Genomic DNA, 23,734 nt, shown 5'->3' with positions numbered 1-23,734 from the left:
GATTTAGGACCGGCGGGCGAACACCATGGAGTACCCCCAATGCGCAAGATCGTCCTCACCGCCGCCACCGCCGTTCTCGGCCTCGGCATGGCAGCCCCCGCACTGGCCCAGGACGGCCCGCCCCCGCCCTCTTCCGACCGCGCGTTCAACGGCCCGCGTGCCGGCGTCCTGCTCGGCTACGACAAGCTGCAGCCCGGCAGCACCGATGGCTCGAGCATCCGCGGTGATCGCGGCGCCGACGGCCTGACCTATGGCGGCGACATCGGCTATGACATCGACACCGGCGGCCGCTTCGTGTTCGGCGTCGAAGGCGAGGTCACCGGGTCGACCAGCAAGGTCACCAACAACCCGGTCGACGCCGCCGCGCTCGGCTATGGTCGCGTCAAGGCCGGTCGTGACTTCTACGCCGGCGCGCGTGCCGGCTACAAGCTCCAGCCGACCACGCTGCTGTACGTCAAGGGCGGCTACACCAACGCCCGCCTCGACCTGACCGCCAACAACGGCACGGTCACCACCGGGCAGCATTACACGCTGGACGGCTACCGCGTCGGCGCCGGTGTCGAGCAGGCGATCACGCCGCGCACCTATGCCAAGCTCGAATATCGCTATTCGAACTACGGCAACGCCCGTCTCGAGTTCGCAAACGGCGCGAACACGAACAACTTCAGCGTCGATACGGACCGTCACCAGGTTCTGGCCGGCGTTGGTTTCCGCTTCTGATTCGGTTCGTTCCGACCGGAAAAGAGACGGCCCAGGCCTGATTTAGGTATGGGAAAGAGGGGTCGGGGCGCTTGCCCCGGCCCCTTTTATGTTTAAGGAAAGGGACACGGCGAATTGCCCCCGGTGCGCACCGGTACGGGCTGAAATTGGGGCGGCGGCCCGGGGGAACGGCATGAAGGCGACGATCGAACGCGCAACCTTGTTGAAGGGGCTCAGCCACGTCCAGTCGGTGGTCGAGCGGCGCAATACCATTCCAATCCTCTCCAACGTCCTGATCGAGGCGACCGCCGAAGGTGGCCTCAAGCTGATGGCGACCGATCTGGATCTCCAGATCAACGAGACGATCGCGGCCGCGGTCGACCAGCCCGGCTCGACCACCGTGTCGGCGCACACGCTGTTCGACATCGCGCGCAAGCTGCCCGAGGGTAGCCAGGTCTCGCTGAGCGCGGCCGAAGGCAAGATGACGATCATGGCGGGACGCGCCAAGTTCCAGCTCGGCACGCTGCCGCGCGACGATTTCCCGGTGATCGCCGAGGGCGAGCTCCCGGTCAGCTTCGAGCTGCCCGCCGAGACGCTCAAGCAGATCATCGACAAGACGCGCTTCGCGATCTCGACCGAGGAAACGCGCTATTATCTGAACGGCATCTTCTGGCACGTGTCGGAGGATCCGCTCCCCGTGCTCAAGGCCGCCGCGACCGACGGTCACCGGCTCGCGCGCGTCACCATGCCACGGCCCGACGGTGCTGAGTCGATGCCCGACATCATCATTCCGCGGAAGTGCATCGCCGAGCTGCGCAAGCTGCTCGACGAGATCGACGGCTCGGTCGGCGTGTCGATGTCGCCGACCAAGATCCGCTTCGATCTGGGGCAGGCTTTGCTGACCTCCAAGCTGATCGACGGGACCTTCCCGGACTACAGCCGCGTGATCCCGACCGGCAACGACAAGATCCTCAAGATCGACCCGCGCAGCTTCGAGGAAGGCGTCGACCGCGTCTCGACGATCGCGACCGAGAAGACCCGCGCGGTCAAGATGGCGCTCGACCGCGACAAGATCATCCTGTCGGTGAGCTCGCCCGAAAACGGCACCGCGGCGGAGGAAGTCCCCGGTGACTACACCGCGCTCGGCTTCGAGATCGGGTTCAACAGCCGCTATCTGCTCGACATCCTCGGGCAGCTGGATGGCGACACGATCGAGGTTCACCTCGCCGATGCCGCCGCGCCGACGCTGATCCGCGAGAATGACAAGTCGGCGGCGCTGTACGTGCTGATGCCGATGCGCGTCTGACCGACGCCGGTCGACGCAACGTCCGGGCGGCCGAGGATCTGGCCGCCCGCACGACGCCCTATTTCGCCCTGGTTACCGCCTCGATCTCGGCACCCCAGGGATCCTTCTCGGGCCTGGCAGTGCCATCGGGCGCGAAGTCCAGGAGCATGTCGCTCGCGCGGCGGTAGCGTGGCCATTCGGCCAGCCCGGCGCCGTTGGGATCGCCGGTCTTCGCGAAGCGGGCGATATAGCCGCTGATCGTCCTGCCCATGGCCACGTCCCGCGGGGTCGTCTGCGCGCCATATTTGATCGCGGCATTGTCGAAGAAGAACGGGATGTCGCTCGCATGGTCCGCGCCGGGGTGCTGGAGCGACGCGGCGACATAGGAGAAACGATAGGCGTAAACGGGCACGCCCTCCTCCGCGATGACCTGTGCGGCCTGCCGCGCGCCGGCGATCATGAAGCCGGTCTTCCCGCCAATGTCGTTGCTGGTCGCGCCGATCATCATCGGCACGTGCGCGAACGCGCCCGAGGCATAGGCCGTGCCGAGATCGACCGCGATCTTCCCGTCGACGACCGGGCTGCTGTAGGTCTCGGGTCCGCCCGACGCTCCGCCGCGATGGGCCAGGTTGAGCCCGTCGACGACGGTTTCCGCACTCAGGCCGCGCAGCTTGTCGATCGCGTTCGGGTCATCCGCCGCGATGCCGTGCGCTGCGGCGAAGGCGACGCCGGTCCGCTCGGCCGCCGCCAGGGTCGCCCCGGGGTCGCTCGCGCCTGCCCCGCCAGACATCACGATCGCCTTGCCGAACAAGCCCTTTGCCAGCGGGGACGTGACCATCGCATGGACCGACATGCCGCCCGCGCTTTCGCCGATGATCGTCACATTGGCCGGGTCGCCGCCAAACGCCGCGACGTTGCGCCTGACCCATTGCAGCGCGGCGATCTGATCGAGGAATCCGTAATTGGCGAGCAACCCGTGGTCGGGATCCTGCCGCGTCAGTTGCGGGTGGGCGAAGCTGCCGAACCGGCCGAGGCGGTAGTTGAAGCTGACGAACAGGACCCCCTGCTTCGCCATGTTCGCGCCGGCATAGGTCGGGGGCGATGCCCCGCCGTTGACGAACCCGCCACCGTAGATCCACACCAGCACCGGCAGCTTGCGCGCCGCGCCGGCGGCTCTCCAGACATTGGCGTAGAGGCAGTCCTCGGCGGGTTGCGTCCCGAGCGGGGCGGCGTCGCTGGGGAAGGGCAACTGCATGCAGTCATGGGCATAGCCGGTCGCATCTCGGACCGCGCGCCACGCGGCAACCGGCTGCGGTGCGCGCCAGCGCAGCGCTCCCGTCGGTGCGGCAGCGAACGGAACGCCCTTCCAGCTGAGAATGCCGTCCGCCGACGCGCCGCGGATCGGCCCGCTGTCGATCGTCACGACCGTCGGTGTGCCATCGCGCGCGACGACCGGGGCGGCGGCGGCGGCGGACAGCGTCGCGCCGACGGCGGCGAGCAGCGTGAAGACGGGACGGTTCATCGGCGAACTCCGGGGCTTTGGCAGGGACTGTACGCCGTCGCGCACGATCGTGGGACCGTCATGCTAGGTCGGAAAGGATTGCAACGGAAGGACCAGCCCCGCCGCGACGAAATAGGCGACGTCCACTTGCGCCGCGACCGCCTGGTTCAGGCGCCCGGCCGCATCCCGAAACGCGCGACCCAGCGGATGGTCGGGCACGATCCCAAGCCCGACCTCGTTCGTCACGATCGCGACGGGCAGCGGCGTATCGGCAAGCGCGGTGAGCAGTTCCCGGGTGTACCGGGCGATATCCAGGTCAGCCAGCATCAGGTTGGAGAGCCACAAGGTCAGACAGTCGACCAGGATCGCGCCAGTGCCGACCGCGCGGATCGCCTCGGGCAACCGCACCGGGCACTCGACGGTCCGCCAGCGCGGCCCGCGATCGGCACGATGGCGGGCGATCCGGTCGATCATCTCGGCATCGCCCGCCTCGGCGGTCGCGAGATAGGTCAGCGGCCCCGCGCACTGCTCGATCGAGCGTTGCGCAAGGCCACTCTTGCCGGAACGCGCGCCCCCCAGGAATAGTGTCGTTCGTGCCACGGCTTGCCCTTGTCTGAAGCGCGCTCTAGACGCGCCGATGCGACAGGTTCCCAGAGATGGGATGAAAAGGGAACCCGGAAGCGCGTCCAGGGCGCGTCACCCGGGGCTGTCCCCGCAACTGTGACCGGCGAGTCTTGCCCCGATCGTGTGCCACTGGATCCCAGGATCCGGGAAGGCCGGGCAAGACGAAGACCCGGGAGCCAGGAGACCTGCCTGTCGCGGTTGTCCTTCGTCCGGCCGGGGTGTGCCGCGCGATCGAGGGTTTCCTCGCGTGACGACATGGTTGGGGTCGTGCGTGGTCGGAAGCTCTTTCGCCCCGATGCGCGCGTGATCCCGGAGCTGTTGCGAAGGGGGAAACACGTGAAGACCTGTGCCTATCTGATCTGGCTGCCGTGCATCGGCATGGCGGCCCCCGCGCTTGCGCAAAGCGCGCAGTCGACCGGCGGCCTGGAGAAAGCGGCCGACGCGGCGCAGGACATCGTCGTCACCGCCAATCGCGCGGCACGCCCTTCCGACACGGTCGGGCAGTCGGTCACCGTGCTCGACACCGCGACGATCACGCAGCGGCAGGCGGTGGTCGTCTCCGACCTGCTGCGCCAGACCCCGGGCGTCACGGTGGTGCGCAATGGCGGCATCGGGACCACGACCTCGGTCAGCATCCGTGGCGCCGAGAGCGACCAGACCGTCGCGCTGATCGACGGGATCAAGCTCAACGATCCGTCCTCGCCGGGCGGGGGGTTCAACTTCGGCGGGCTGATGATCGGCAATATCGCGCGGATCGAAGTGCTGCGCGGCGCGCAATCGGTGCTGTGGGGCAGCCAGGCGATCGGTGGCGTGGTCAACCTCATCACGCGCCAGCCGACCGAGCATGTCGCGATCAACGCGCGCGCCGAGGGTGGCGGCTATGGCACCGGCCAGGGCTTCGCCAACGTCTCCGGCAAGGTCGGGCCGGTGTCGGCGAGTGTCGGCGGCGGCTATTATACCACCGACGGCGTCTCGGCCTACGCCCCGGGACCGGAGCGCGACGGTTTCCGCACCTACGCCGCCAACGGCAGCCTCGGCATCGCGCTCGCCAGCACCGTCTCGATCGACCTGCGGGGGTTCTACAGCAACGGCCGCACCGACATCGATGGCTTCCCGCCCCCCGACTACAGCTTCGGCGACACCCGCGAGTATGGCGAGTCCGCACAGTGGCTCGGCTATGCCGGGCTCAACGCCGCGGTGTTCGATGGCCATTTCCGCAACCGCTTCGGGTATGCGCATACCGACACCGACCGCCGCAACATCGACCCCGACGGGACCCCGACCGAGACCTTCCGGGGAGTCGGCCGCAACGACCGGATGGAATATCAGGGCACGCTCGACGTCACGTCCGCGGTGTTCACGACCTTTGGCGCCGAACGCGAAGTCTCGCGCTTCGCGACTTCCAGCTACGAGGGGCCGGTCACGCGCGGACGGGCCCGGCTGTTCAGCGTCTACGGGCAGCTGTCGGTAACCCCGATCGCCGGGCTGACCGCGACCGGCGGCGTGCGGCATGACGATCACTCCATCTTCGGCGGCGCGACGACCTTCTCGGGCAGCGGGGTCTATTCCCCGAACGAAGGCGCGACCACGTTCCGCGCGAGCTATTCCGAAGGGTTCAAGGCGCCGACCCTGTACCAGCTGCAAAGCGAGTACGGGAATGCCCGGCTGGCCCCGGAGCGGTCGCATGGCTGGGATGCCGGGATCACGCAGAAGGCGCTCAACGGCGCGGTCGAGGCGAGCGCGACGTGGTTCCATCGCACCTCGACCGATCTCATCACCTTCGTCTCGTGTGACACGACGCTGACCGGGATTTGTACGGATCGGCCGTTTGGCACGTACGACAACGTTGCGCGGACACGCGCGCAGGGCGTCGAACTGACGCTGCTGCTCCGCCCGGTGGAGGCATTGAGCGTCAGCACGAGCTATACGTATCTGGACGCGACCGACCGCTCGGCGGGCTCCGCGACGTTCGGCCGCAAGCTCGCGCGGCGGCCGGACCAGAGCATCACGGTCAATGCCGACTATCGCTGGGGCTTCGGGCTGACGACCGGCGCGACGCTGACATCCGTCGGCGACAGCTTCGACAATGCGTCGAACGCGCGGCGGCTCGACGGCTATGTGCTCGCGGACCTGCGCGCGTCCTTTCCGGTCACCAAGAGGGTCGAGGTGTACGGTCGGATCGAGAACGTGCTCGATACGCACTACCAGACGATCTACCAATATGGGCAGCCCGGCCGCGCCGCCTTTGGCGGCATCCGGCTGACCTATTGACCGCCCGATGACACCCCGCGACCTCGCCCTGTTTCACGCCCACGGCGGACGGGTCGAGGCTGCGCGGGCCGCGTTCGGGCGGGCGGACTGGATCGACCTGTCGACCGGGATCGCACCCTGGCCGTGGCCGGTGGCGGGGGTCGATCCGGGCTGGGAGCGGTTGCCCGAGCCGGGGGCGATCGCCGCACTCGAGGCAGCGGCGGCGGACGCGTTCGGGGTGGCCGATCCGGCACAGGTCGTTGCGGTGCCGGGGACCGACCTGGCGATGCGGGTGCTCGCGTCGTTGCTGGGGGCGAAGCGGGCGTGCGTGGTGCGACCGGGCTATGCGGGGCATCTGGCAGCGTGGCCGGACGCGGTGGCGGTTTCGGCGGATGCGGTGGGTGTCCAGACCTTCGACCAAGACCGTTTTCCCGCGCAGGCGGGAATCCAGGGTAACAGGTGCTGCGCCGGCAACCCTGGATTCCCGCCTGCGCGGGAAAACGGCACTGCGGAAACGGGTCTTTCGCTCGACAGCGACCTGCTGGTGCTCGCCTCCCCCTCCAACCCCGACGGCCGCGTCACCGATCCTGCCCTGCTGCGCGATCTCTCGACCACGATGACCGTCGTCGTCGACGAAGCCTATGCCGACCCCGCCCCCGGCCTGTCCCCCCGCGCGAGCGACCGGCTGATCGTGCTGCGCTCGTTCGGGAAATTCTACGGGCTCCCCGGCGTGCGGCTCGGCTTCGTCGTTGCCGGCCAGGATCTTGCAATACGCCTGCGCGCCATGCTCGGCGACTGGCCGGTCTCGTCCGCCGCCGTCGCGATCGGCACGGCCGCCTATCGCGACCACGGCTGGCGCCAGGCGCAAGCCGCGCGGATCGCGGAGACCGGCACGCTGCTCGATGACGTGCTGCGCGGCGCCGGGCTCGACCTGATCGGGCATGCGCCATTGTTCCGGCTGATTGCCTGCAGCGCGGCAACTCGCCTGTTCGAGACGCTTGCACGCCATGCGATCCTGACCCGCCCTTTCGCCGATCAGCCCGACCGGCTCCGCATCGGCCTGCCGCGCGGTGCGGCTGGCCTCGTCCGTCTTGCCACCGCGCTCGAGGAGTTCTCCCGATGACGACCGAAACCCCGGAAGATTTCGCCCGCCACAACGCGCGCAGCAAACGCATCGCCGCCGCGCGCGAGCGGATGCAGGCGCGCCGCACGCTCGAGCGCGGGTTGCTGATCGTCCACACCGGCAACGGCAAGGGCAAGTCCTCGTCCGCCTTCGGCATGGCGATCCGCAGCATCGGCTGGGGGATGAAGGTCGCGATCCTGCAATATGTGAAGGGCAAGTGGGAGACGGGCGAGCGCAATTTCTTCGAGGCGCATCCCGATCTCGCGACGTTCGAGGTGATGGGCGAAGGCTTCACCTGGGACACGCAGGACCGCGCACTCGACATCGCCGCTGCGCGTGCGGCGTGGGAGCGGTCGAAGGCGATGATCCTCGATCCCGCGATCGACTTCGTGATCCTCGACGAACTCAACATCGTGCTGCGCAACGACACGCTGCCGATCGCCGAGATCGTCGCATTCCTCAAGGAGCGCCCGCTCACCAAGCACATCTGCATCACCGGGCGCGGCGCGAAGCCCGAGCTGCTCGAGATCGCCGACCTCATCACCGATTTCACCGAGGTGAAGCACCCGTATAATGCCGGGTTCGCGGCGCAGAAGGGCGTCGAGTTTTGATCCGTCCGGTCGCCCTGCCGCTGGCAGCGGCGGTGCTGGCGTCGGCCGCGCCGGTGCGCCCGCCGCGGATCGTGTCGATCAACCCGTGTATCGATGCCGTACTGGTGCGGGTCGCCGACCCCGCGCAGATCGCGGGGATCAGCCATTATTCGCAGGATCCGCGCGCGACCTCGATCCCCCTCGCCGTCGCCAACCGCTTCCGCGCGACTTCCGGGACCGCCGAGGAAGTCGTCGCGCTGCGGCCCGACGTGGTGCTGACCGGGCCGCATACCGAACCCGCGACGGTCGCCGCGCTCAAGCGGCTGCATATCCGGCTCGTCCAATTTGCGGTGCCGGAGTCGGTCGCCGAAAGCATCGTGCAGGTCCGCGACATTTCCGCCGAGACCGGGCATCCGGCGCGGGGCGCTGCGCTCGCGGCACGGATCGCGGCGGCGGCGGCGCCATCGCACGCCGCCCCGCTGCCCGCGCTGATCTGGCAATCCGGCGGGCTCGTGCCCGGCAGCGGGACGCTTCCCGACGAACTGCTGCGCCGCGCGGGGTTCCGTAACATGAGCGCGGCTTACGGCCTCAAGAAATGGGACGTGCTGCCGCTCGAATATCTCGTCGCGCGGCCGCCGCGCGTGCTGCTGTCGGTCGCCGCCGCCGAGGTGGGCGAAGACCGGCTCACCTCGCATCCCGCGGTCAGGCGGCTCGCCCGGCGGATCGTCGTCGCGACCTATCCGGCGCGCTTGATGAATTGCGGCGGGCCGACGATCATCGATGCGATGGCGCGCCTGAACCAGGTGCGCGGCGGGTTCGCCGCATGACCCGGCTCAATCTCGGCCTGCTGCTGGCGCTGGTCTGCGCGGCGGGCCTGTCGGTCGCGGCGGGCAAGGTGTGGGTGCCGCTCGACGCATGGACCGCCGCCGACCCGCGCTCGATCATCATCGTCGAGCTGCGCCTCCCGCGGACGCTGCTCGCGCTGCTCGTGGGCGGCGCGCTCGGGCTGTCGGGGGCGGTGATGCAGGGCTATCTACGCAATCCGCTCGCCGATCCCGGGCTGTTCGGCGTGTCGTCGGGGGCGGCGCTGGGAGCGGTGGTATCGCTCTATTTCGGTTTTGCCGCGCGGCTGTGGTTGCTGCCGGGGTTTGCGTTGATCGGTGCCGGCGCGACGATGGCCTTGCTCGCGGTGATTGCCGGGCGGTCGGGTAGCCTGATCCTGTTCACGCTGGCGGGGATGATCCTGACCAGCATCACCGGTTCGCTGACCGCGCTCGCGATCAGCCTTGCGCCGACGCCGTTCGTTTCATCGCAGATCGTGACCTGGCTGATGGGCGCGCTGACCGATCGCAGCTGGGACGACGTTACGGTCGCCCTGCCGTTGATCCTGGTCGGCAGCGCGCTGCTCGCCACGACGGCGCGGTCGCTCGATGCGCTGACGCTGGGAGAGCAGGCGGCGCGGTCGGTCGGGGTCGATCCCGGGCGGTTGCAGCTGGTGGTGATCGCCGGGACCGCCTTGTGCGTCGGCGCGGCGGTGGCGTCGGCGGGGATCATCGGGTTCGTCGGGCTGATCGTGCCGCACCTCGTCCGCCCGTTCGCGGGCAACCGGCCGTCGGCGATCCTGCTGCCCGCCGCGCTGGGCGGCGCGGTGCTGCTGACGGTGGCGGACAGCCTGGTCAGGCTCGCGCCCACGGTGAGCGAATTGCGGCTGGGGATCGCCATGTCGATGCTCGGCGGACCGTTCTTCCTGTACCTGCTGATCCGCATGCGCCGGCGGCTCGCATGAGCCGCCTCGCGGCCGAGGGCATCGGGCTGTCGCTGGATGGCAAGCGCGTGCTCGACGATGTCCGTCTTGCGTTCCGGCGCGGGCGCGTGACCGCCTTGCTGGGCCCGAACGGCGCGGGGAAGAGCACGCTGCTCGCGTGCCTTGCCGCCCTGCGCACGCCCGACGACGGTGCGGCGACGCTCGACGGGACCGACGTGCAGCGGATCGACCGTCGCGTCCGCGCGCGCGCGATCGGGCTGCTGCCGCAGGCGGCGGACGTGCACTGGAATATCGACGTGGCCACGCTGGTCGGGCTCGGTCGCCTGCCGCATCGCGGACGCTGGGGCGAGACGGCGGCGGATCGGGCGGCGGTCGCGCGCGCGCTTGCCGCGACCGACATGACCGGCTTTGCCAGAAGCGGCATCGAGCATCTGTCCGGCGGCGAACGCGGCCGCGCGTTGCTGGCGCGCGTTCTGGCGGGCGAGCCCGACTGGCTGCTCGCCGACGAACCGCTCGCCAGCCTCGATCCCGGGCACCAGCTGGACGTGCTCGCGCGGTTGCGGCTGATTGCGGCCCAAGGAAGCGGGGTCGTGCTCGTGCTGCACGACCTTCATCTCGCCGCCCGCATCGCCGACGATGCGGTGTTGCTGCGCGACGGAAAGGTGGTTGCCGCCGGCCCGGCCGCCGACGTGCTGACCGCACCGTTGATCGCCGCGGCGTACGGCGTGGATGTCGAGATCGGGCTGACCCCGGCGGGATATCGCTTCATCCTGCCGATCGCGCGATGAGCCATGCCGTCCTGCTCCTCCTCATGCTGATCGCGGAGGCGGCGCTGGGCTATCCGCGCGGCTGGCCGCATCCGGTGGTGGCGGTGGGCGCGCTCATCGCCGCGCTCGAACAACGATGGAACAGGGGCGACGCCCGCCGCCAGCGCATCGCGGGGGTCGCGCTGCTCGCGGTGCTGGTCCTCGCATCGACGGCCGTCGGCAGCGCGATCGAGCGGATCGCCGGGGACGGCTGGACGCTGGTGATCGTCGTCGCGGCGGGCACCACCGGTCTGGCGCAGCGCAGCCTGGACGAGCATGTCGTCGCGGTATGGCGGCCGCTTTCCGTTGGCGACCTGCCCGCCGCGCGGACCGCCGTGGGCCGGATCGTCGGGCGCGATACCGCCACGCTCGACGATGCCGGGATCGCCACCGCCGCGATCGAAAGCCTTGCCGAAAGCTTCTGCGACGGCGTCGTCGCGCCCGCTTTCTGGTTCCTGCTCGGCGGCCTGCCCGGCCTGTTCGCGGCGAAGGCGATCAACACCGCCGATTCGATGATCGGCCACCGCACGCCGCGGTATCGCTGGTTCGGCTGGGCGGCGGCGCGTGCCGATGATGGCGTGAACTGGATTCCCGCGCGCCTGTCCGGCGGGTTGATCTGTCTCGCCGGACGCGGCGGGTGGCGCACGATGGTGCGCGACGCGCGACACCATGCCTCCCCCAACGGTGGCTGGCCCGAGGCGGCGATGGCCGGCGCGCTCGGATGCCGGCTGGGCGGGCCGGTCCGCTATGACGGGGAGCCGGCTCCGCGCGCGACGCTCGGTGAGGGGCCGCGGCCCGATGCCCGCGACCTGCTGCGCGCGGTGCGGGTCTATCGGATGGCGTGCGGATCGTTATGGCTGGTCGTCGGGGGGATCGCATGGCTGCGATAATGCTGCAGGGAACGGGATCGGATGTCGGCAAGTCGGTCCTGGTGGCGGGACTGTGCCGCCTGCTCTCCGATCGCGGGCTCCGCGTGCGCCCGTTCAAGCCGCAGAACATGTCCAACAACGCCGCGGTCACCGCCGATGGCGGCGAGATCGGACGGGCGCAGGCGTTGCAGGCGATCGCCGCCCGGGTCGCTGCCAGCGTCGACATGAACCCCGTGCTGCTCAAACCGCAGAGCGACCGCACCGCGCAGCTCGTCGTCGGCGGCAAGGCACGCGGGACGATGGGCGCGGGCGATTACTGGCGCCGGAAGCCGATGCTGCTGCCCGACGTGCTTGCCGCCTATCATCGCCTCCGGGCCGAGGCGGACATCGTGGTGGTCGAGGGCGCTGGCTCGCCCGCTGAGATCAACCTGCGCGCGAGCGACATTGCCAACATGGGCTTCGCGCGCGCCGCCGGCGTGCCGGTCGTGTTGGTCGGCGACATCGATCGCGGCGGTGTGATCGCGGCGCTGGTCGGCACGCAGGCGGTGATCGCTCCCCAGGATGCCGCGATGATCCGCGGGTTCCTGATCAACAAGTTTCGCGGCGACGTGGCGTTGTTCGACGACGGGTTGGCCGCGATCACCACGCGGACCGGGTGGCGCAGCATCGGGGTGGTGCCGTGGCTGGCGGATGCGGCCCGCCTGCCCGCCGAGGATGCGGTCGCGCTCGGGCGCGACCCGGGCGATGGCGACGGTCCGCTGATCGCGGTGCCGATGCTGTCACGGATCGCCAATTTCGACGACTTCGACGCGCTGGCGCACGAACCGGGCGTCCGGCTGACGCTGGTTCCCCCGGGCCAGCCGCTGCCCGGCGATGCGGCACTCGTCATCCTGCCGGGGACCAAGGCGACCATCGCGGATCTGGCGTTCCTGCGGGCGCAGGGCTGGGACGGAGACCTGGCGGCGCACGTCCGCCGGGGCGGGCGCGTGCTCGGCATTTGCGGCGGCTACCAGATGCTCGGCCGCACGATCGCGGATCCGGACGGGATCGAAGGACCGGCGGGCGCGGTCGAGGGGCTGGGCATGCTGCCGGTGACGACCGTGATCCGCGGCGACAAGTCGACGCGACCGATCGCGGGGCGGTTCCTTGCGGGTGACGTCCCCTTTGCGGGCTATGAAATCCATGTTGGCGTGACGACCATCGATCCGGGAGCGCCCGCGATGCTGCGGTTCGGCGACGGAACGCACGATGGCGCAACCGCCCGCGACGGGCAGATCGCCGGATGCTACGTCCACGGCCTGTTCGACCGCGCGGACGCCCGCGCGCATCTCATCGCCAGCCTCGGCGCGACCTCGGACGGACTGGACCGGCGGGAGACGATCGACACCGCGCTCGATGCAATCGCCGCCACGCTGGAACGCGTGCTCGACGTGGACGCATTGCTCGCCATCGCAAAGGAAGCGGAATGATCGACGAACAGGCACTATGGGCGCATCTCGACGCGCTCGCCAAGCCACGCCGCAGCCTCGGGCGGCTGGAACAGCTCGCGGTTACGCTGGCGCTGACGCAGGCCCGGCGCGATCCGCGGACACGACCGCGGCGGGTCGTGCTGTTCGCCGGCGACCATGGCTGCGTCGCCGATGGCGTGTCGGCATGGCCCTCGGCCGTGACCGGCATGATGGTCGGCACGATCCTGTCGGGCACCGCCACCAGCAACGCGCTGGCGGCAACCCACGAGTGTCCGCTGCGGCTGGTCGATGTCGGCGTGGCCGGGCCGCGCGCGATCGATCCCCCTGCTTTCTTCCGGGATGCCCGCATCGGCGACGGAAGCGCCAGCCTGGCGCACGGTCCGGCGCTGACCCGCGACCAGTTCGAGGGGGCATGGCACGTCGGCGTGGAGGAGGCCGACCGGGCCGTCGCGGAGGGCGCGGCGGTGCTGATCGCCGGCGAGATGGGGATCGGCAACACCACCCCCGCCGCGTGCCTGACCGCCCTGCTGACGGGGATCGATCCCGATGCGGCCGTCGGCCGCGGCGCGGGTGCGGACGATGCGATCCTCGCGACCAAGACGCAGGTCGTGACCCGCGCCGTGACGCGCGCGGCCGTGCTGCTGGACGCCGACGCGGTGGCCGCGATCGCCTCGGTCTGCGGCTATGAGATCGCGGCGATGGCGGGCTTCTACGCGCGAGGGGGCGCGCTCGGCTGCACGCTCCTGCTCGATGGCTATGTCGCCACCGCCGCCGCCCTGGTGGCCGAACGGCTCCGGCCGGGCACGCGGCGGCGCATGATCGCGGGGCATCGGTCGGCCGAGCCGGGGCATGCCGCCGCGCTGGACTCGCTCGGCCTGGAGCCGGTGCTGGCGTGGGACATGCGTCTGGGTGAGGCGAGCGGTGCGCTCGTGGCGTTGCCGCTGCTCGACGCGGCCGCCGCGCTGCTGACCGACGTCGCGCGGCTCGATGCGATCGGCGCGGATCGGGCGGACTGAGATGGCGCGCGCGCCGTCCTGGGCACCGCCGTTGCTCGCGCTGCAGTTTCTGACGCGGGTGCCGGTGCCGATGCTCGCGCGGCTGTCGGCGGAACAGGCCGCCGATGGCCTTGCGCGCGCGATGGCGTGGCTGCCGCCGGTGGGGTCGCTGGTCGGGCTGGCGACGGCGGGCGTGTTCGCGGGCGCCGGCACGGTGTGGCCGCCGGTCGTCGCAGCGGTGCTGGCGTTGATGGTCGAGGGCGTGCTGACCGGCGCGTTCCATGAGGATGCGGTCGCCGATTTCTGCGATGCGTTCGGCGGCACCGCCCACGGCGAGACCGCGCTGCGGATCATGAAGGACAGCCGGATCGGCAGCTACGGCACACTCGGGCTCGGGCTGGCGGTCGCGCTGCGGCTTGCGGCGATCGTCGTGCTCCCGGCGGGACTCGCGGTCGCGGCGATCGTCGCCGCCGCAACGATGGGACGGCTGTGCGCGGTGGTGCTCGCGGGGATCGTCGCGCCGGTGCGGGGGGACGGGATGGCGGTGCGCGCGGGGAAGGTGCCGCTCGGGCGGGTGCTGCTCGCGGTTGCCCTGGCGGTGCCGGGTTCCGTGCCGCTGCTGCTGCTGCGCCCGGTGGCGATGCTGGCGTGCCTGCTGGTCGGGGCGGTGTTCCTGCTCTGGCTGGCCGGGTTCCTGCGGCGGCGGATCGGCGGAAGTACCGGCGACTGCCTCGGGTTTGCGGCCTATGTCGGGCAGCTCGTCGTGTTGCTCGCGGCGGCGGCGTGAGCGGGACGGTGCTGCTCGTACGGCATCCGCCGGTCGCGCTCGCTTGGCGCCAGCGCTGCTATGGCCGCGCGGACATGGGGTGGAGCCGCGCGGGTCTGGCGATGGCACGGCACCTGGCGGAGGATCTTGCGGCACGGCCGATCGATGCGATCGTTCATTCGGGCGCGCGGCGGACGGCGCGCCTGGCGGCGATGATCGCGCGGCGGAGCGGGGTTCCGGCGCACGTCGATGCCGGCTGGCTGGAGCGCGATTTCGGCACGTGGGAAGGGCGGACGTGGCAGGCGATCTGGCGCGAGACTGGCGATCTGATGGACCGGATGATGACCGATCCGGCGGGGTTCGGCCCGGGTGGGGGGGAGACGGGGCGGGATCTCTCGGAGCGCGCCTGTGCCGCGTGGGAGCGATTGCCGATGGCGGGGACGACGTTGGTGATCGCGCACGGGGGCCCGATCGCGGCGGTACGGGCGTGGCGGGCGGGTGCACCGCTGGAGGCGATGGTGCGGTTCATCCCGGCGTGTGGGGAGGTAGTGGAAGTTTTGCGGACTTAGCCCCTCCCCTGAAGGGGAGGGGCTTTCAGGCGGGTGCGCCGCTGAAGGCGAGGGTGCGCTTGATTTCTGCGTGCGGGGATGTGGTGAAGGTTTTGCGGAAAGGGACTTCTTGGCCCCTCCCCTTCAGGGGAGGGGTTGGGGTGGGGAAGTGCCTCGCAGAGAGGATGGCGTACTGGACTGCCCTACCCCCAACCCCTCCCCTGAAGGGGAGGGGCTTCCAGGCGGGTGCGCCGCTGAAGGCGAGGGTGCGCTTGGTTCTGCGTGCGGGGAAGTGGTGGAGGTTTGGCGGACGGAGGCACTTAGCCCCTCCCCTTCAGGGGAGGGGTTGGGGTGGGGAAGTGCCTCGCAGAGCGGTTGGCGTACTGGACTGCCCCACCCCCAACCCCTCCCCTGAAGGGGAGGGGCTTCCAGGGGGGTGTGCCGCTGAAGGCAAGGGTGCGCTTGATTTCTGCGTGCGGGGATGTGGTAGAGGTTTGGCGGAAAGGGAAATCTTAGCCCCTCCCCTTCAGGGGAGGGGTTGGGGTGGGGCAGTGCCTCGCAGAGAGGTCGGCGTACTGGACTGCCCCACCCCCAACCCCTCCCCTGAAGGGGAGGGGCTTAAGATGATCAGCCGTCGCTAGAAGCACTCCCTCCACGCACGACCGTCCCGCCCTTCATCACGAACGACGGATGCTCGAGCGTCCGGATATCCGCCAGCGGATCGCCGTCGACCGCGACCAGATCGCCGTACCGCCCGACCGCGATCGCGCCGACGTCCCCGGTGCGATCCAGCGCCTGCGCCGCGCTGCTCGTGGCGGCCTGGATCGCCTCCATCGGAGTCATCCCCCATTCGACCATCTTCGCGAACTGGAGCGCGTTGTTGCCGTTGGGATAGACGCCCGCATCGGTCCCGAACAGCATCTTGACCCCCGCTGCATGCGCCGCGCGAAAGGTCTGGCGCTGCTTCAGGCCGATCGCGCGCTCCTTGTCGAGGCTCTCCTGGAACACGCCGTTCTTTGCGCCTTCACCGAGGATATAGTCGTCGTCATAGATATCCATGTCGAACCACGCGCCATGTTCCTTGGCGAGCTTGAACGAGGTCGCGTCGGCAAGGCTCGCATGCTCGACCGTATCGACCCCGGCGCGCAGCGCGTCGTTGATCCCCGCGGTCCCGTGCGCATGGACCGCAACGCGCATCCCGAGCATGTGCGCCTCGTCGACGATCGCCTTGATCTCGTCATAGCTCAACTGCTGCGCGCCGACCGAGTCGGTCTTGGACAGCACGCCACCGGTCATGCACACCTTGACCACCTGCGCACCGTATTTGCGGATCGTGCGGACCGCCGCGCGGAACCCCTCGGGCGAATTGGCGATCTGCGGGGCGGGGACCGTGATCGACGGTGGGAATTCGGTCGCGTCGCAATGCCCGCCGGTCACGCCGAGCGCATAGGTCGCGGGAACGATCCGCGGGCCTGGGATCTCGCCGCGCTCGATCCCCTGCTTGATCCCGACGTCGGCATAGCCGCTCGAGCCGACGTTGCGCACCGTCGTGAAGCCGGCATTCAACGTCTTGCGCGCATTGGCGACGCCAAGCACGGTCCAGTAACTGTCGGTGAATTCGAGCCCGCGATAGCCGCTGAGCGTCGGGTCGCTGGTCAGGTGGACGTGCATGTCGATCAGCCCCGGGAGCACCGTCCGATTGCCGAGGTCGATCCGCTCGGCACCCGCCGGAACCGCGTCGCCGCGCTTGCCGACCGTCGCGATCCGCCCGTCGACGATCACGATCTGCGCATCGTCGACGCGCTTGCCCCCGAGCACGTCGATCATGTGCGCGGCGGTGACGACCACGGTCCTGGCGGATGCAGGCACGGCACCCGCCATCAGGGCCGCGGCCGCGATGGGCAGGCAGGAGCGGAAACGCATGCAGGATACTCTCACGAAGAAATTGAAACCAAAGCCTTAAATCAGAATTTCGCGCCCGCGCGAAGACCGATCGTGCGCGGCGTGTTGGTCACGATATACGGCCGCTGCCCGCAACTGCCGCATTCCTGGAACCGCGACAGCTGCGCGCGCTCGTCGAACGCATTCTGCGCGAACAGCTCGAACGTGTAGCGCGAGAATTCCGCACCGATCGCGAAATTGGCGGTCGTATAGGGCGCGAGCCGGCCCTGCAGTTCGGCCGGATTGACGATCGCACCCGTGCCCGCCTGCACGATCGCGGTGCGGATGTCGGACGAGGCCGAGCTCTGGTGCGTCACCAGCGCCTGGACATAGGCCTTCGCCGTCCCGACCGGCTTGGTGTAGCGCGCATTCCCGCTGATCTTGAACCGCGGCGTCACCGGCAGGCGCGTGCCCGCGGGCGCGCTGATGAAGTTGCCCGCCCCGCTGCAGCTGAAGGTCGGGTCAGCGGCCGAGCACAGGTTCCGTCGCGTCTTGGCATCGGTATAGGATCCCGCCGCGGTCAGCGCGAAGCCCCCGCGCGACAGCGTGACGTCCGATTCCACCCCCCGGATCCGCGCATCCGGACCATTCTGGATTTCGGTGAAGCTGTTCTGCCCGAGGAAGGCGAACTGGAACGCCTTCCAGTCCTGCTGATAGACCGCGCCGTTGAAGCGCAGCAACCCGTGGAGCAGCGTCGTCTTCCAGCCGACTTCATAGTTGATCAGCGTATCCGCGGCATAGGGCGCGACGGTCGCGCGGCGGTTGATCCCGCCCGGGCGGAAGCCCTTGGACACGGTGCCGTACAGCATCACCTTGTCGATCGGCTTCCACGTCGCGTTGAAGCGATAGGTCGCGCCCTGTCCGTCGATCTTGCGCGGCGAGAGCGCGCCGCTCGCATATTGCGCGAGGTTGGTACACGGGCTGTCGGCGACGGTCGCGGGAAGCAGCGTCCCGGTCGGATTATCGCGCAGCACCTGCCCGGTGGTGGTGTAGCAACCGGCGACTCCCGTCTTCGAACTGCCCGCGGCGTTATACGGCGGCCCGTTGAAATCACGCCCGAACCCGAAGAACCCGATCAGCGAATTGTCGAAGATATAGGCGCGCCCGCCAGCGGTCAGCGTCAGGCGTGGGAGCAGGTCGAAACTCGCCTCGCCGAACACTGCATAATCCTTGTCGACGCGGTGCTGCTGCGTGAGCCAGAGTGTGCCCGGATGCCCGTTGACCGACAACGTGTCGGCAAGTCCGGGAACCTGGTAATCTTGGTGGATCGCGTTGCTCTGCCGCTGGTAGAAGGCGCCCGCGACGACACGAAAGCGTTCGTCCTGCGGCGAGGCGATACGGAGTTCCTGGCTGGTCTTCTTGAAATGGTCGGTCGCGACGATGTGCTGGCGCGAGTCGATCTGTTGCCCGGCGTTGTTCTGGAAGTAGAAATAGCCCGCGATCCCGCCGACCGAGGAATAGAGCGAGTCATACGCCTCGGCATAATCGGTATAGTCGGAGGACTGGGTGTCGCGCCGATCGAAATAGGCGCCGGCATAGGTCACGTCCCAATTGCCGACCTTGCCCTGGATCGTCAGCGCCGCCTGGACATAGCGATCGCGGCGATATTCGGGGAAGAAGTGCTGGACCTGCAGGTCGCCGACCTTGGGATCGTAGCCGAAGCTGCCGTGGTTGCGCTGTTCCTGATACAGCACGGTCGGCGTGACGGTCCAATTGTCGTCGAGGTCGATCTTGAGCGCGGCACGGCCGCCCCAAATATCGGAATCGTTATAGTCCTTTTTGACATAGGCAGCGTTGTTCGCGGTGATGCCACCGATGAAGCTGCGCGTGCCGGCGACGTTGTCGATATAGCCGGCGTCATGCTGATAGAAGCCGACCACGCGCAGCGCGGCTTGCGTCGACAGCGGGATGTTGAGCATCCCCTCCAGCCGACCGCCCTGCCCGCCGGACTTGACGGTGTTCGCCTCGGCATCGACCCGGCCGTAGAAGCTCCCCACGTCGGGCTTGTTGGTGATGATGCGGATCGTGCCCGCTTCCGACGACGCACCGTACAGCGTGCCCTGCGGCCCGGCGAGGCTCTCGATCCGCGCGACGTCGTAGATGTGGATGTCGGGGGTGCCGCCGATCGTCGTCACCGGTTGCTCGTCGAGATAGACGCCGACCGAGGGGAGCGACCCCGAATGGTTGCCGTCCCCGCCGCTCGCGACGCCGCGCATGTAGATCGTCGTCACGCCCGGCTGCGAGCTCTGGAACGCGACCGAGGGGAGCAGCTGCGAATAATCGGCGAAGCTGGTGACGTTGAGCTGGTCGAGCTTGCGCGTGCCGAGCGCCTGGATGCTGATCGGCACGTTCTGGATGTTCTCGTCGCGCTTCTGCGCGGTGACGATGATGTCGCCTTGCTCCTCGGGCGCCGGAGCAGCCGCTGGGACGGAGGCCGTCGCGGTCTGCGGAGAGGCCGGCGCGCCGATCGCCGCGCACGACACCATCAATGCCGCAATGCTTGCCCGACGCGTTGAACGATACATAAAGACCCCCCAGTCCGAAACTATGTTGCGAAGCTGCACGCCCCGACACGAAGGGTCAATATGACACTTCCGCGATAGGACGTTCGCATGTGCAGCGTGACAGTTTTGCCACGTGGCCGGTCAGGCGGCGGGCGGTGCCGCCGGATAATGGTCGAGCACGGCCCCCAGGGCTGACCGGAGCCCGCCGAGATGCCGCTCGAACGGCTGCCATGCGCGCGTTCCCTCCTGGAAGATCGGCTGGCGGACCTGTTCCGAACTCGCGGTCCGGATCGAGCGGCGCGTTTCGTAGAAGGCGAGGCAGGCCGGATCGAAGGTCAGGGCGCACGCATCCAGCAGGCTGCGGACTTCCGCCTCGGTGTCCGACACCATGCGCTCGTACAGGACGCGGTGGATCCGGCCCGGCGCGATACGATCGACATGCGCCATCAACCGCACGTAATCGCGGTAATAGCGCCCCATGTCGTCGAGCGCGTAGCTGAACGCCTGGCCGCGCGCGAAATGCTGCTTGAAGTTGGAGAAGCAGCAGCCGAGCGGATGACGGCGCGCATCGATGATCTTCGCATTGGGCAGCATCAGCAGGATCAGCGGGACGTGTGCCCAGTTGTTGGGGAGCTTGTCGATGAAGAACGGGCGGTCGGTCCGCCGCTGCACCGCGGCGCGTTCCAGATAGTCCTCGCCCATCCGCCGCAGCGTCGCCGCGTCGAGCGCCGCGATCCCCGCCGGATAATCCGTCACCCGCCGCGCGAGGGCCGGAATGTCGGGCAGCTCGGACGTGCCTTCGACCAGCGGATGGCTCGACAGGATCTGCTCGACGAGCGTCGACCCGGCGCGCGGCATACCCAGGATGAAGATCGGATCGGGCGCCGGACAGCCCTGGCCGGCGCGCGCGGCGAGGAACGGCGCATCGACCGTCGCGATGCTGCGATCGACGAAGGCGCTGGTTTCATCCGCGGCGTAGACCAGCGTCTTCCGCCGCAACGCGTTGCCCGCCGCATAATGGCCGAAGGCGGCATCCGCAGCACCACGATCTTCCAGCGCCTTGCCCAGCGCGAAATCGAGATGGAAATGGTCCTCGTCGCTGAGGCCGTCGTGCGCGAGCGCGGCTTCCATCGCGGCGATGTCCGCCTTGGCGAAGACCAGCGTCTTGAGATTGGCAAGGCTCCACCAGGCTTCGCCCAGCGTCGGCGTGATCGCCACGGCGCGACGATAAGCGGCGATCCCGTCCGCCTGGCGTCCGACGGTCTTGAGCATGTGGCCATAGCTCATCCAGACGCGCGGCTGGTTCGGCGCGGTCTTGAGCACGGTTTCATAAAGCATGATCGCATCGTCGAACCCGCCGACCCGGCCGAGGGCGGCCGCCTTCAGGTTGGCATGGCCGGCATGATCGGGTTCTTCCTCGAGCAACGTGTCGAGCTCGGCGATCGCCTCCATCGGGCGATTGAGCCGATACAGCACGATCGCCAGGTTCGCGCGCGCGGCGTGAAAGGCGGGGGACACTTCCAGCGCGCGCCGGAGCAGCGTCTCGGCGTCCTTGTACCGCCCGATCCGGCCAGCGAGCTCGGCCAGCATCCGCATCGCGGGGGCATCGAACGGATCTTCCTTGAGATGCGCGCGCAGCAGGGGCTCGGCGTCCGACAGGCGGTTGTCGTGCAGCGCGAGCGCCGCTTCCATCAGCCGGGGGTGCCAGCGCGGCGTGGAGACGGCGGAGACGGTCGTGGACATCGCTGCGCTACAGACCATGATGCAGCGGCGTGATCAAGCGGCGGCTGGAGGTTTGGCGCGCAATGCCGATACCCAGCCGATAGCCTGCCGATCACCGCCCCCGCGGCGCGAAGGCGTTGCCATCCGCCGCGCCCTCGCCGATGATGCGGCATGCCAAGCCCGACCCAGACCGACGACGCGCTCGTAGCGCGGATCGCCGCCGACCCCCGCTACGCCGCGCTGGTGCGCGACCGGCAGCGCTTCTCGTGGATTCTCACCGCGATCACCGTGGTCGTCTACAGCAGCTTCATCTCGCTGATCGCGTTCGACAAGCCGCTGATGGCGCAGCCGGTCGGCGGCGGGACGATCAGCCTGGCGGTGGTGCTCGGCGCGGCGATGCTGGTCGGCACGGTCGCGATCTGCGCGGTCTATGTGTGGCGTGCCAACGGCTCCTATGACGCGCGCGTCGCCGACCTGCTCGCGGATGCCCGCGCGTGACGCCGGGCCTGTGGCGTAGCGCCGGACTGCTGGTCCTGCTCGGCTGGGCGACCGGCGCGAACGCCGCGATCGGCGGCGCGATCGCGCGCCAGCCGACCAACTGGACCGCGATCCTGATGTTCGCAGGCTTCGTCGGGATCACGCTGTGGATCACCGGCGCGGCGGCGCGGCGGACGCGGACCGTATCGGATTTCTACACCGGCGGCGGGATCACCGGCTTCCAGAACGGCCTCGCGATGGCGGGGGATTATTGCTCCGCCGCGTCGTTCCTTGGCATCACGTCGCAGATCTTCAACGATGGCTATGACGGGCTGATCTACGCGATCGGCTTCCTCGTCGGCTGGCCGATCGTGCTGTTCCTGGTCGCGGAAAAGCTCCGCAACCTCGGGCGCTTCACCTTCGCGGACGTCGCCTCCTATCGCTTCATGCAGGGGCCGGTGCGGAGCTTCTCGGCGGTCAGCACGCTGCTCGTCGTGTCCTTCTACCTGATCGCGCAGATGGTCGGCGCGGGGCAGTTGATCCAGCTGCTGTTCGGGCTGCCGTATCTCTACGCGATCATCGTCGTGGGCGGGTTGATGATGGTCTACGTCCTGTTCGGCGGGATGCGCGCGACGTCGTGGGTGCAGATCATCAAGGCGGTGATGCTGCTGTGCGGCGCGACCTTCCTCGTGCTCGGCGTGATGGCGCATGTCGGCTTCTCGTTCGAGGCGCTGTTCGCGCGCGCCGTCGCAGTCAAGACGAAGCTGGCGCTGGAAAGCGGCCTGTCGCCGGGCGATGCCGCCGCCAAGGGCCGCGCGATCATGAGGCCGGGCGGGTTCATCAAGGATCCGATCTCGGCGCTGTCGTTTGGCTTTGCGCTGATGCTCGGCACCGCCGGGCTGCCGCATATCCTGATGCGCTTCTTCACCGTCCCCGACGCACGCGAGGCGCGCAAGTCGATCCTGTGGGCGACGGTGTGGATCGGCTATTTCTACGCGCTGACCTTCGTACTCGGTTTCGGCGCGATCGTGATGATCTCGTTCAATCCCGATTATGTCGACGCAGCGGGCGCGCTTCGCGGCGGCAACAACATGGCGGTGATGCATCTGGCGCACGCCATCGGCGGCAACCTGTTCCTCGGCTTCATCTCGGCGGTCGCCTTTGCGACGATCCTCGCGGTGGTCGCGGGGCTGACGCTGTCGGCGGCGTCGGCAATCTCGCATGACGTCTATGCGAGCGTGATCCGGAAAGGCGACGCCGATCCGGTCAAGGAATTGCGCGTGTCGCGGATCACGACGATCCTGCTCGGGATCGCCGCGATCATCCTCGGCGTGGTGTTCCAGAAGCAGAATGTCGCCTTCATGGTCAGCCTCGCCTTCGCGCTCGCCGCCTCGGGCAATTTCCCGGTGCTGGTGATGTCGCTGCTGTGGAAGGGCTGCACCACCAGGGGCGCGGCCTGGGGCGGCGCGATCGGGTTGCTCAGTGCGTTCGTGCTGACCGTGTTGTCGCCGGTGATCTGGGTCGCGGTGTTCCACTTCGAGGCCGCGGTCTTCCCGTACAGCTCGCCCGCGTTGTTCTCGGTTCCGGCCGGGTTCCTCGCGATCTGGCTGATCTCGACGCTCGACCGATCGCCGCGTTCGGCGATCGACCGGGCGGCCTATCCCGAGCAGCGGTTGCGCTCGGAGACGGGGATCGGCGTCCACACGGCGGCGGATCACTGATCCGCCCCGATCACCGGTCCGGCTTGCGCTGATCGCGCCGCCCGCTAGGCTTGGCCGATCTACCGTCCGGAGGACCCCG

General features: G+C 69.0%; 20 protein-coding genes and 1 riboswitch. Of the genes, 15 read left to right on the top strand and 5 right to left on the bottom strand.

Annotated features, from left to right (window positions below; translation table 11 throughout):
* The first annotated feature begins 39 nt into the window (after positions 1–39).
* Both L8K25_RS07810 and dnaN read left to right on the top strand, forming a co-directional pair.
* The gene (locus L8K25_RS07810; RefSeq protein ID WP_242138323.1) at positions 40–720 is read left to right on the top strand and encodes an outer membrane beta-barrel protein; all 681 of its coding nucleotides are present in this window, start codon (positions 40–42) and stop codon (positions 718–720) included.
* A gap of 172 nt (positions 721–892) precedes the next feature.
* Positions 893–2,005 carry a DNA polymerase III subunit beta gene (gene dnaN / locus L8K25_RS07805; RefSeq protein ID WP_131530146.1) on the top strand — a complete coding sequence of 371 codons (1,113 nt, stop codon included), beginning with the start codon at positions 893–895 and terminating at the stop codon, positions 2,003–2,005.
* Positions 2,006–2,063: 58 nt separating this feature from the next.
* Here the strand turns inward: dnaN and L8K25_RS07800 are convergent, their stop codons facing one another.
* Together L8K25_RS07800 and cobU are read right to left on the bottom strand one after the other, a co-directional pair.
* A complete protein-coding gene (locus L8K25_RS07800; protein ID WP_242138322.1) occupies positions 2,064–3,506 on the bottom strand; it encodes a carboxylesterase family protein in 1,443 nt (480 codons plus the stop codon).
* Positions 3,507–3,569: 63 nt separating this feature from the next.
* Complete coding sequence (gene cobU / locus L8K25_RS07795) at positions 3,570–4,085, bottom strand: bifunctional adenosylcobinamide kinase/adenosylcobinamide-phosphate guanylyltransferase (RefSeq protein WP_242138321.1); 516 nt, start codon at positions 4,083–4,085, stop codon at positions 3,570–3,572.
* 27 nt (positions 4,086–4,112) lie between these two features.
* Positions 4,113–4,317: riboswitch (cobalamin riboswitch) on the top strand.
* Between the two features lie 128 nt (positions 4,318–4,445).
* Here cobU and L8K25_RS07790 point away from each other — a divergent pair.
* From L8K25_RS07790 to L8K25_RS07740, 11 genes are read left to right on the top strand one after another with little or no spacing between them, the layout of a single operon-like run.
* Positions 4,446–6,380 carry a TonB-dependent receptor gene (locus tag L8K25_RS07790; RefSeq protein WP_242138320.1) on the top strand — a complete coding sequence of 645 codons (1,935 nt, stop codon included), beginning with the start codon at positions 4,446–4,448 and terminating at the stop codon, positions 6,378–6,380.
* A 7-nt stretch (positions 6,381–6,387) separates the two neighbouring features.
* The gene (locus L8K25_RS07785) at positions 6,388–7,482 is read left to right on the top strand and encodes an aminotransferase class I/II-fold pyridoxal phosphate-dependent enzyme (protein ID WP_242138319.1); all 1,095 of its coding nucleotides are present in this window, start codon (positions 6,388–6,390) and stop codon (positions 7,480–7,482) included.
* Complete coding sequence (gene cobO, locus L8K25_RS07780; protein ID WP_242138318.1) at positions 7,479–8,093, top strand: cob(I)yrinic acid a,c-diamide adenosyltransferase; 615 nt, start codon at positions 7,479–7,481, stop codon at positions 8,091–8,093. The genes L8K25_RS07785 and cobO overlap by 4 nt, the downstream gene beginning before the upstream one ends.
* Entirely contained in the window at positions 8,090–8,899 is an 810-nt protein-coding gene (locus L8K25_RS07775; protein WP_242138317.1) for an ABC transporter substrate-binding protein, read from the top strand. The genes cobO and L8K25_RS07775 overlap by 4 nt, the downstream gene beginning before the upstream one ends.
* Positions 8,896–9,858 (top strand): iron ABC transporter permease, encoded by a 963-nt coding sequence (locus tag L8K25_RS07770; RefSeq protein WP_242138316.1) that lies wholly within the window; start codon positions 8,896–8,898, stop codon positions 9,856–9,858. The genes L8K25_RS07775 and L8K25_RS07770 overlap by 4 nt, the downstream gene beginning before the upstream one ends.
* Positions 9,855–10,625: an ABC transporter ATP-binding protein gene (locus L8K25_RS07765; RefSeq protein ID WP_242138315.1), complete on the top strand. Its 771-nt coding sequence runs from the start codon at positions 9,855–9,857 to the stop codon at positions 10,623–10,625. Before L8K25_RS07770 ends, L8K25_RS07765 begins: the two co-directional genes overlap by 4 nt.
* Positions 10,622–11,533: an adenosylcobinamide-phosphate synthase CbiB gene (cbiB, locus tag L8K25_RS07760; RefSeq protein ID WP_242138314.1), complete on the top strand. Its 912-nt coding sequence runs from the start codon at positions 10,622–10,624 to the stop codon at positions 11,531–11,533. The genes L8K25_RS07765 and cbiB overlap by 4 nt, the downstream gene beginning before the upstream one ends.
* Positions 11,521–12,981: a cobyric acid synthase gene (locus tag L8K25_RS07755; protein WP_242138313.1), complete on the top strand. Its 1,461-nt coding sequence runs from the start codon at positions 11,521–11,523 to the stop codon at positions 12,979–12,981. Before cbiB ends, L8K25_RS07755 begins: the two co-directional genes overlap by 13 nt.
* Positions 12,978–13,997 carry a nicotinate-nucleotide--dimethylbenzimidazole phosphoribosyltransferase gene (gene cobT, locus L8K25_RS07750; protein WP_242138312.1) on the top strand — a complete coding sequence of 340 codons (1,020 nt, stop codon included), beginning with the start codon at positions 12,978–12,980 and terminating at the stop codon, positions 13,995–13,997. The genes L8K25_RS07755 and cobT overlap by 4 nt, the downstream gene beginning before the upstream one ends.
* 1 nt (position 13,998) lies before the next feature.
* Positions 13,999–14,763, top strand: coding sequence for an adenosylcobinamide-GDP ribazoletransferase (locus tag L8K25_RS07745; RefSeq protein ID WP_242138311.1), 765 nt, complete (start codon positions 13,999–14,001; stop codon positions 14,761–14,763).
* Complete coding sequence (locus L8K25_RS07740) at positions 14,760–15,311, top strand: histidine phosphatase family protein (protein WP_242138310.1); 552 nt, start codon at positions 14,760–14,762, stop codon at positions 15,309–15,311. Before L8K25_RS07745 ends, L8K25_RS07740 begins: the two co-directional genes overlap by 4 nt.
* 606 nt (positions 15,312–15,917) lie before the next feature.
* Here L8K25_RS07740 and L8K25_RS07735 read toward each other — a convergent pair.
* The 3 genes from L8K25_RS07735 to L8K25_RS07725 form a co-directional block, all read right to left on the bottom strand.
* Positions 15,918–17,213 carry an amidohydrolase family protein gene (locus L8K25_RS07735; RefSeq protein ID WP_242138309.1) on the bottom strand — a complete coding sequence of 432 codons (1,296 nt, stop codon included), beginning with the start codon at positions 17,211–17,213 and terminating at the stop codon, positions 15,918–15,920.
* Positions 17,214–17,254: 41 nt separating this feature from the next.
* A complete protein-coding gene (locus tag L8K25_RS07730; RefSeq protein ID WP_242138308.1) occupies positions 17,255–19,756 on the bottom strand; it encodes a TonB-dependent receptor in 2,502 nt (833 codons plus the stop codon).
* Positions 19,757–19,876: 120 nt separating this feature from the next.
* Complete coding sequence (locus L8K25_RS07725) at positions 19,877–21,427, bottom strand: sulfotransferase (RefSeq protein ID WP_242138737.1); 1,551 nt, start codon at positions 21,425–21,427, stop codon at positions 19,877–19,879.
* A 201-nt stretch (positions 21,428–21,628) separates the two neighbouring features.
* On the opposite strand from L8K25_RS07725, the gene L8K25_RS07720 reads away from it, so the two are divergent.
* Both L8K25_RS07720 and L8K25_RS07715 read left to right on the top strand, forming a co-directional pair.
* On the top strand, positions 21,629–21,955 hold the full coding sequence (locus tag L8K25_RS07720) for a DUF485 domain-containing protein (RefSeq protein ID WP_242138307.1): 327 nt from the start codon (positions 21,629–21,631) through the stop codon (positions 21,953–21,955).
* A 26-nt stretch (positions 21,956–21,981) separates the two neighbouring features.
* Complete coding sequence (locus L8K25_RS07715; protein ID WP_347341147.1) at positions 21,982–23,655, top strand: cation acetate symporter; 1,674 nt, start codon at positions 21,982–21,984, stop codon at positions 23,653–23,655.
* Positions 23,656–23,734 lie beyond the last annotated feature (79 nt).

It is taken from the genome of Sphingomonas sp. TREG-RG-20F-R18-01, assembly GCF_022662475.1.
In the GTDB taxonomy this organism is placed as follows: Bacteria; Pseudomonadota; Alphaproteobacteria; order Sphingomonadales; family Sphingomonadaceae; genus Sphingomonas.
The sequence above is the reverse complement of the archived record's forward strand: the minus strand, read 5'-3'. Positions and strand labels throughout refer to the sequence as shown.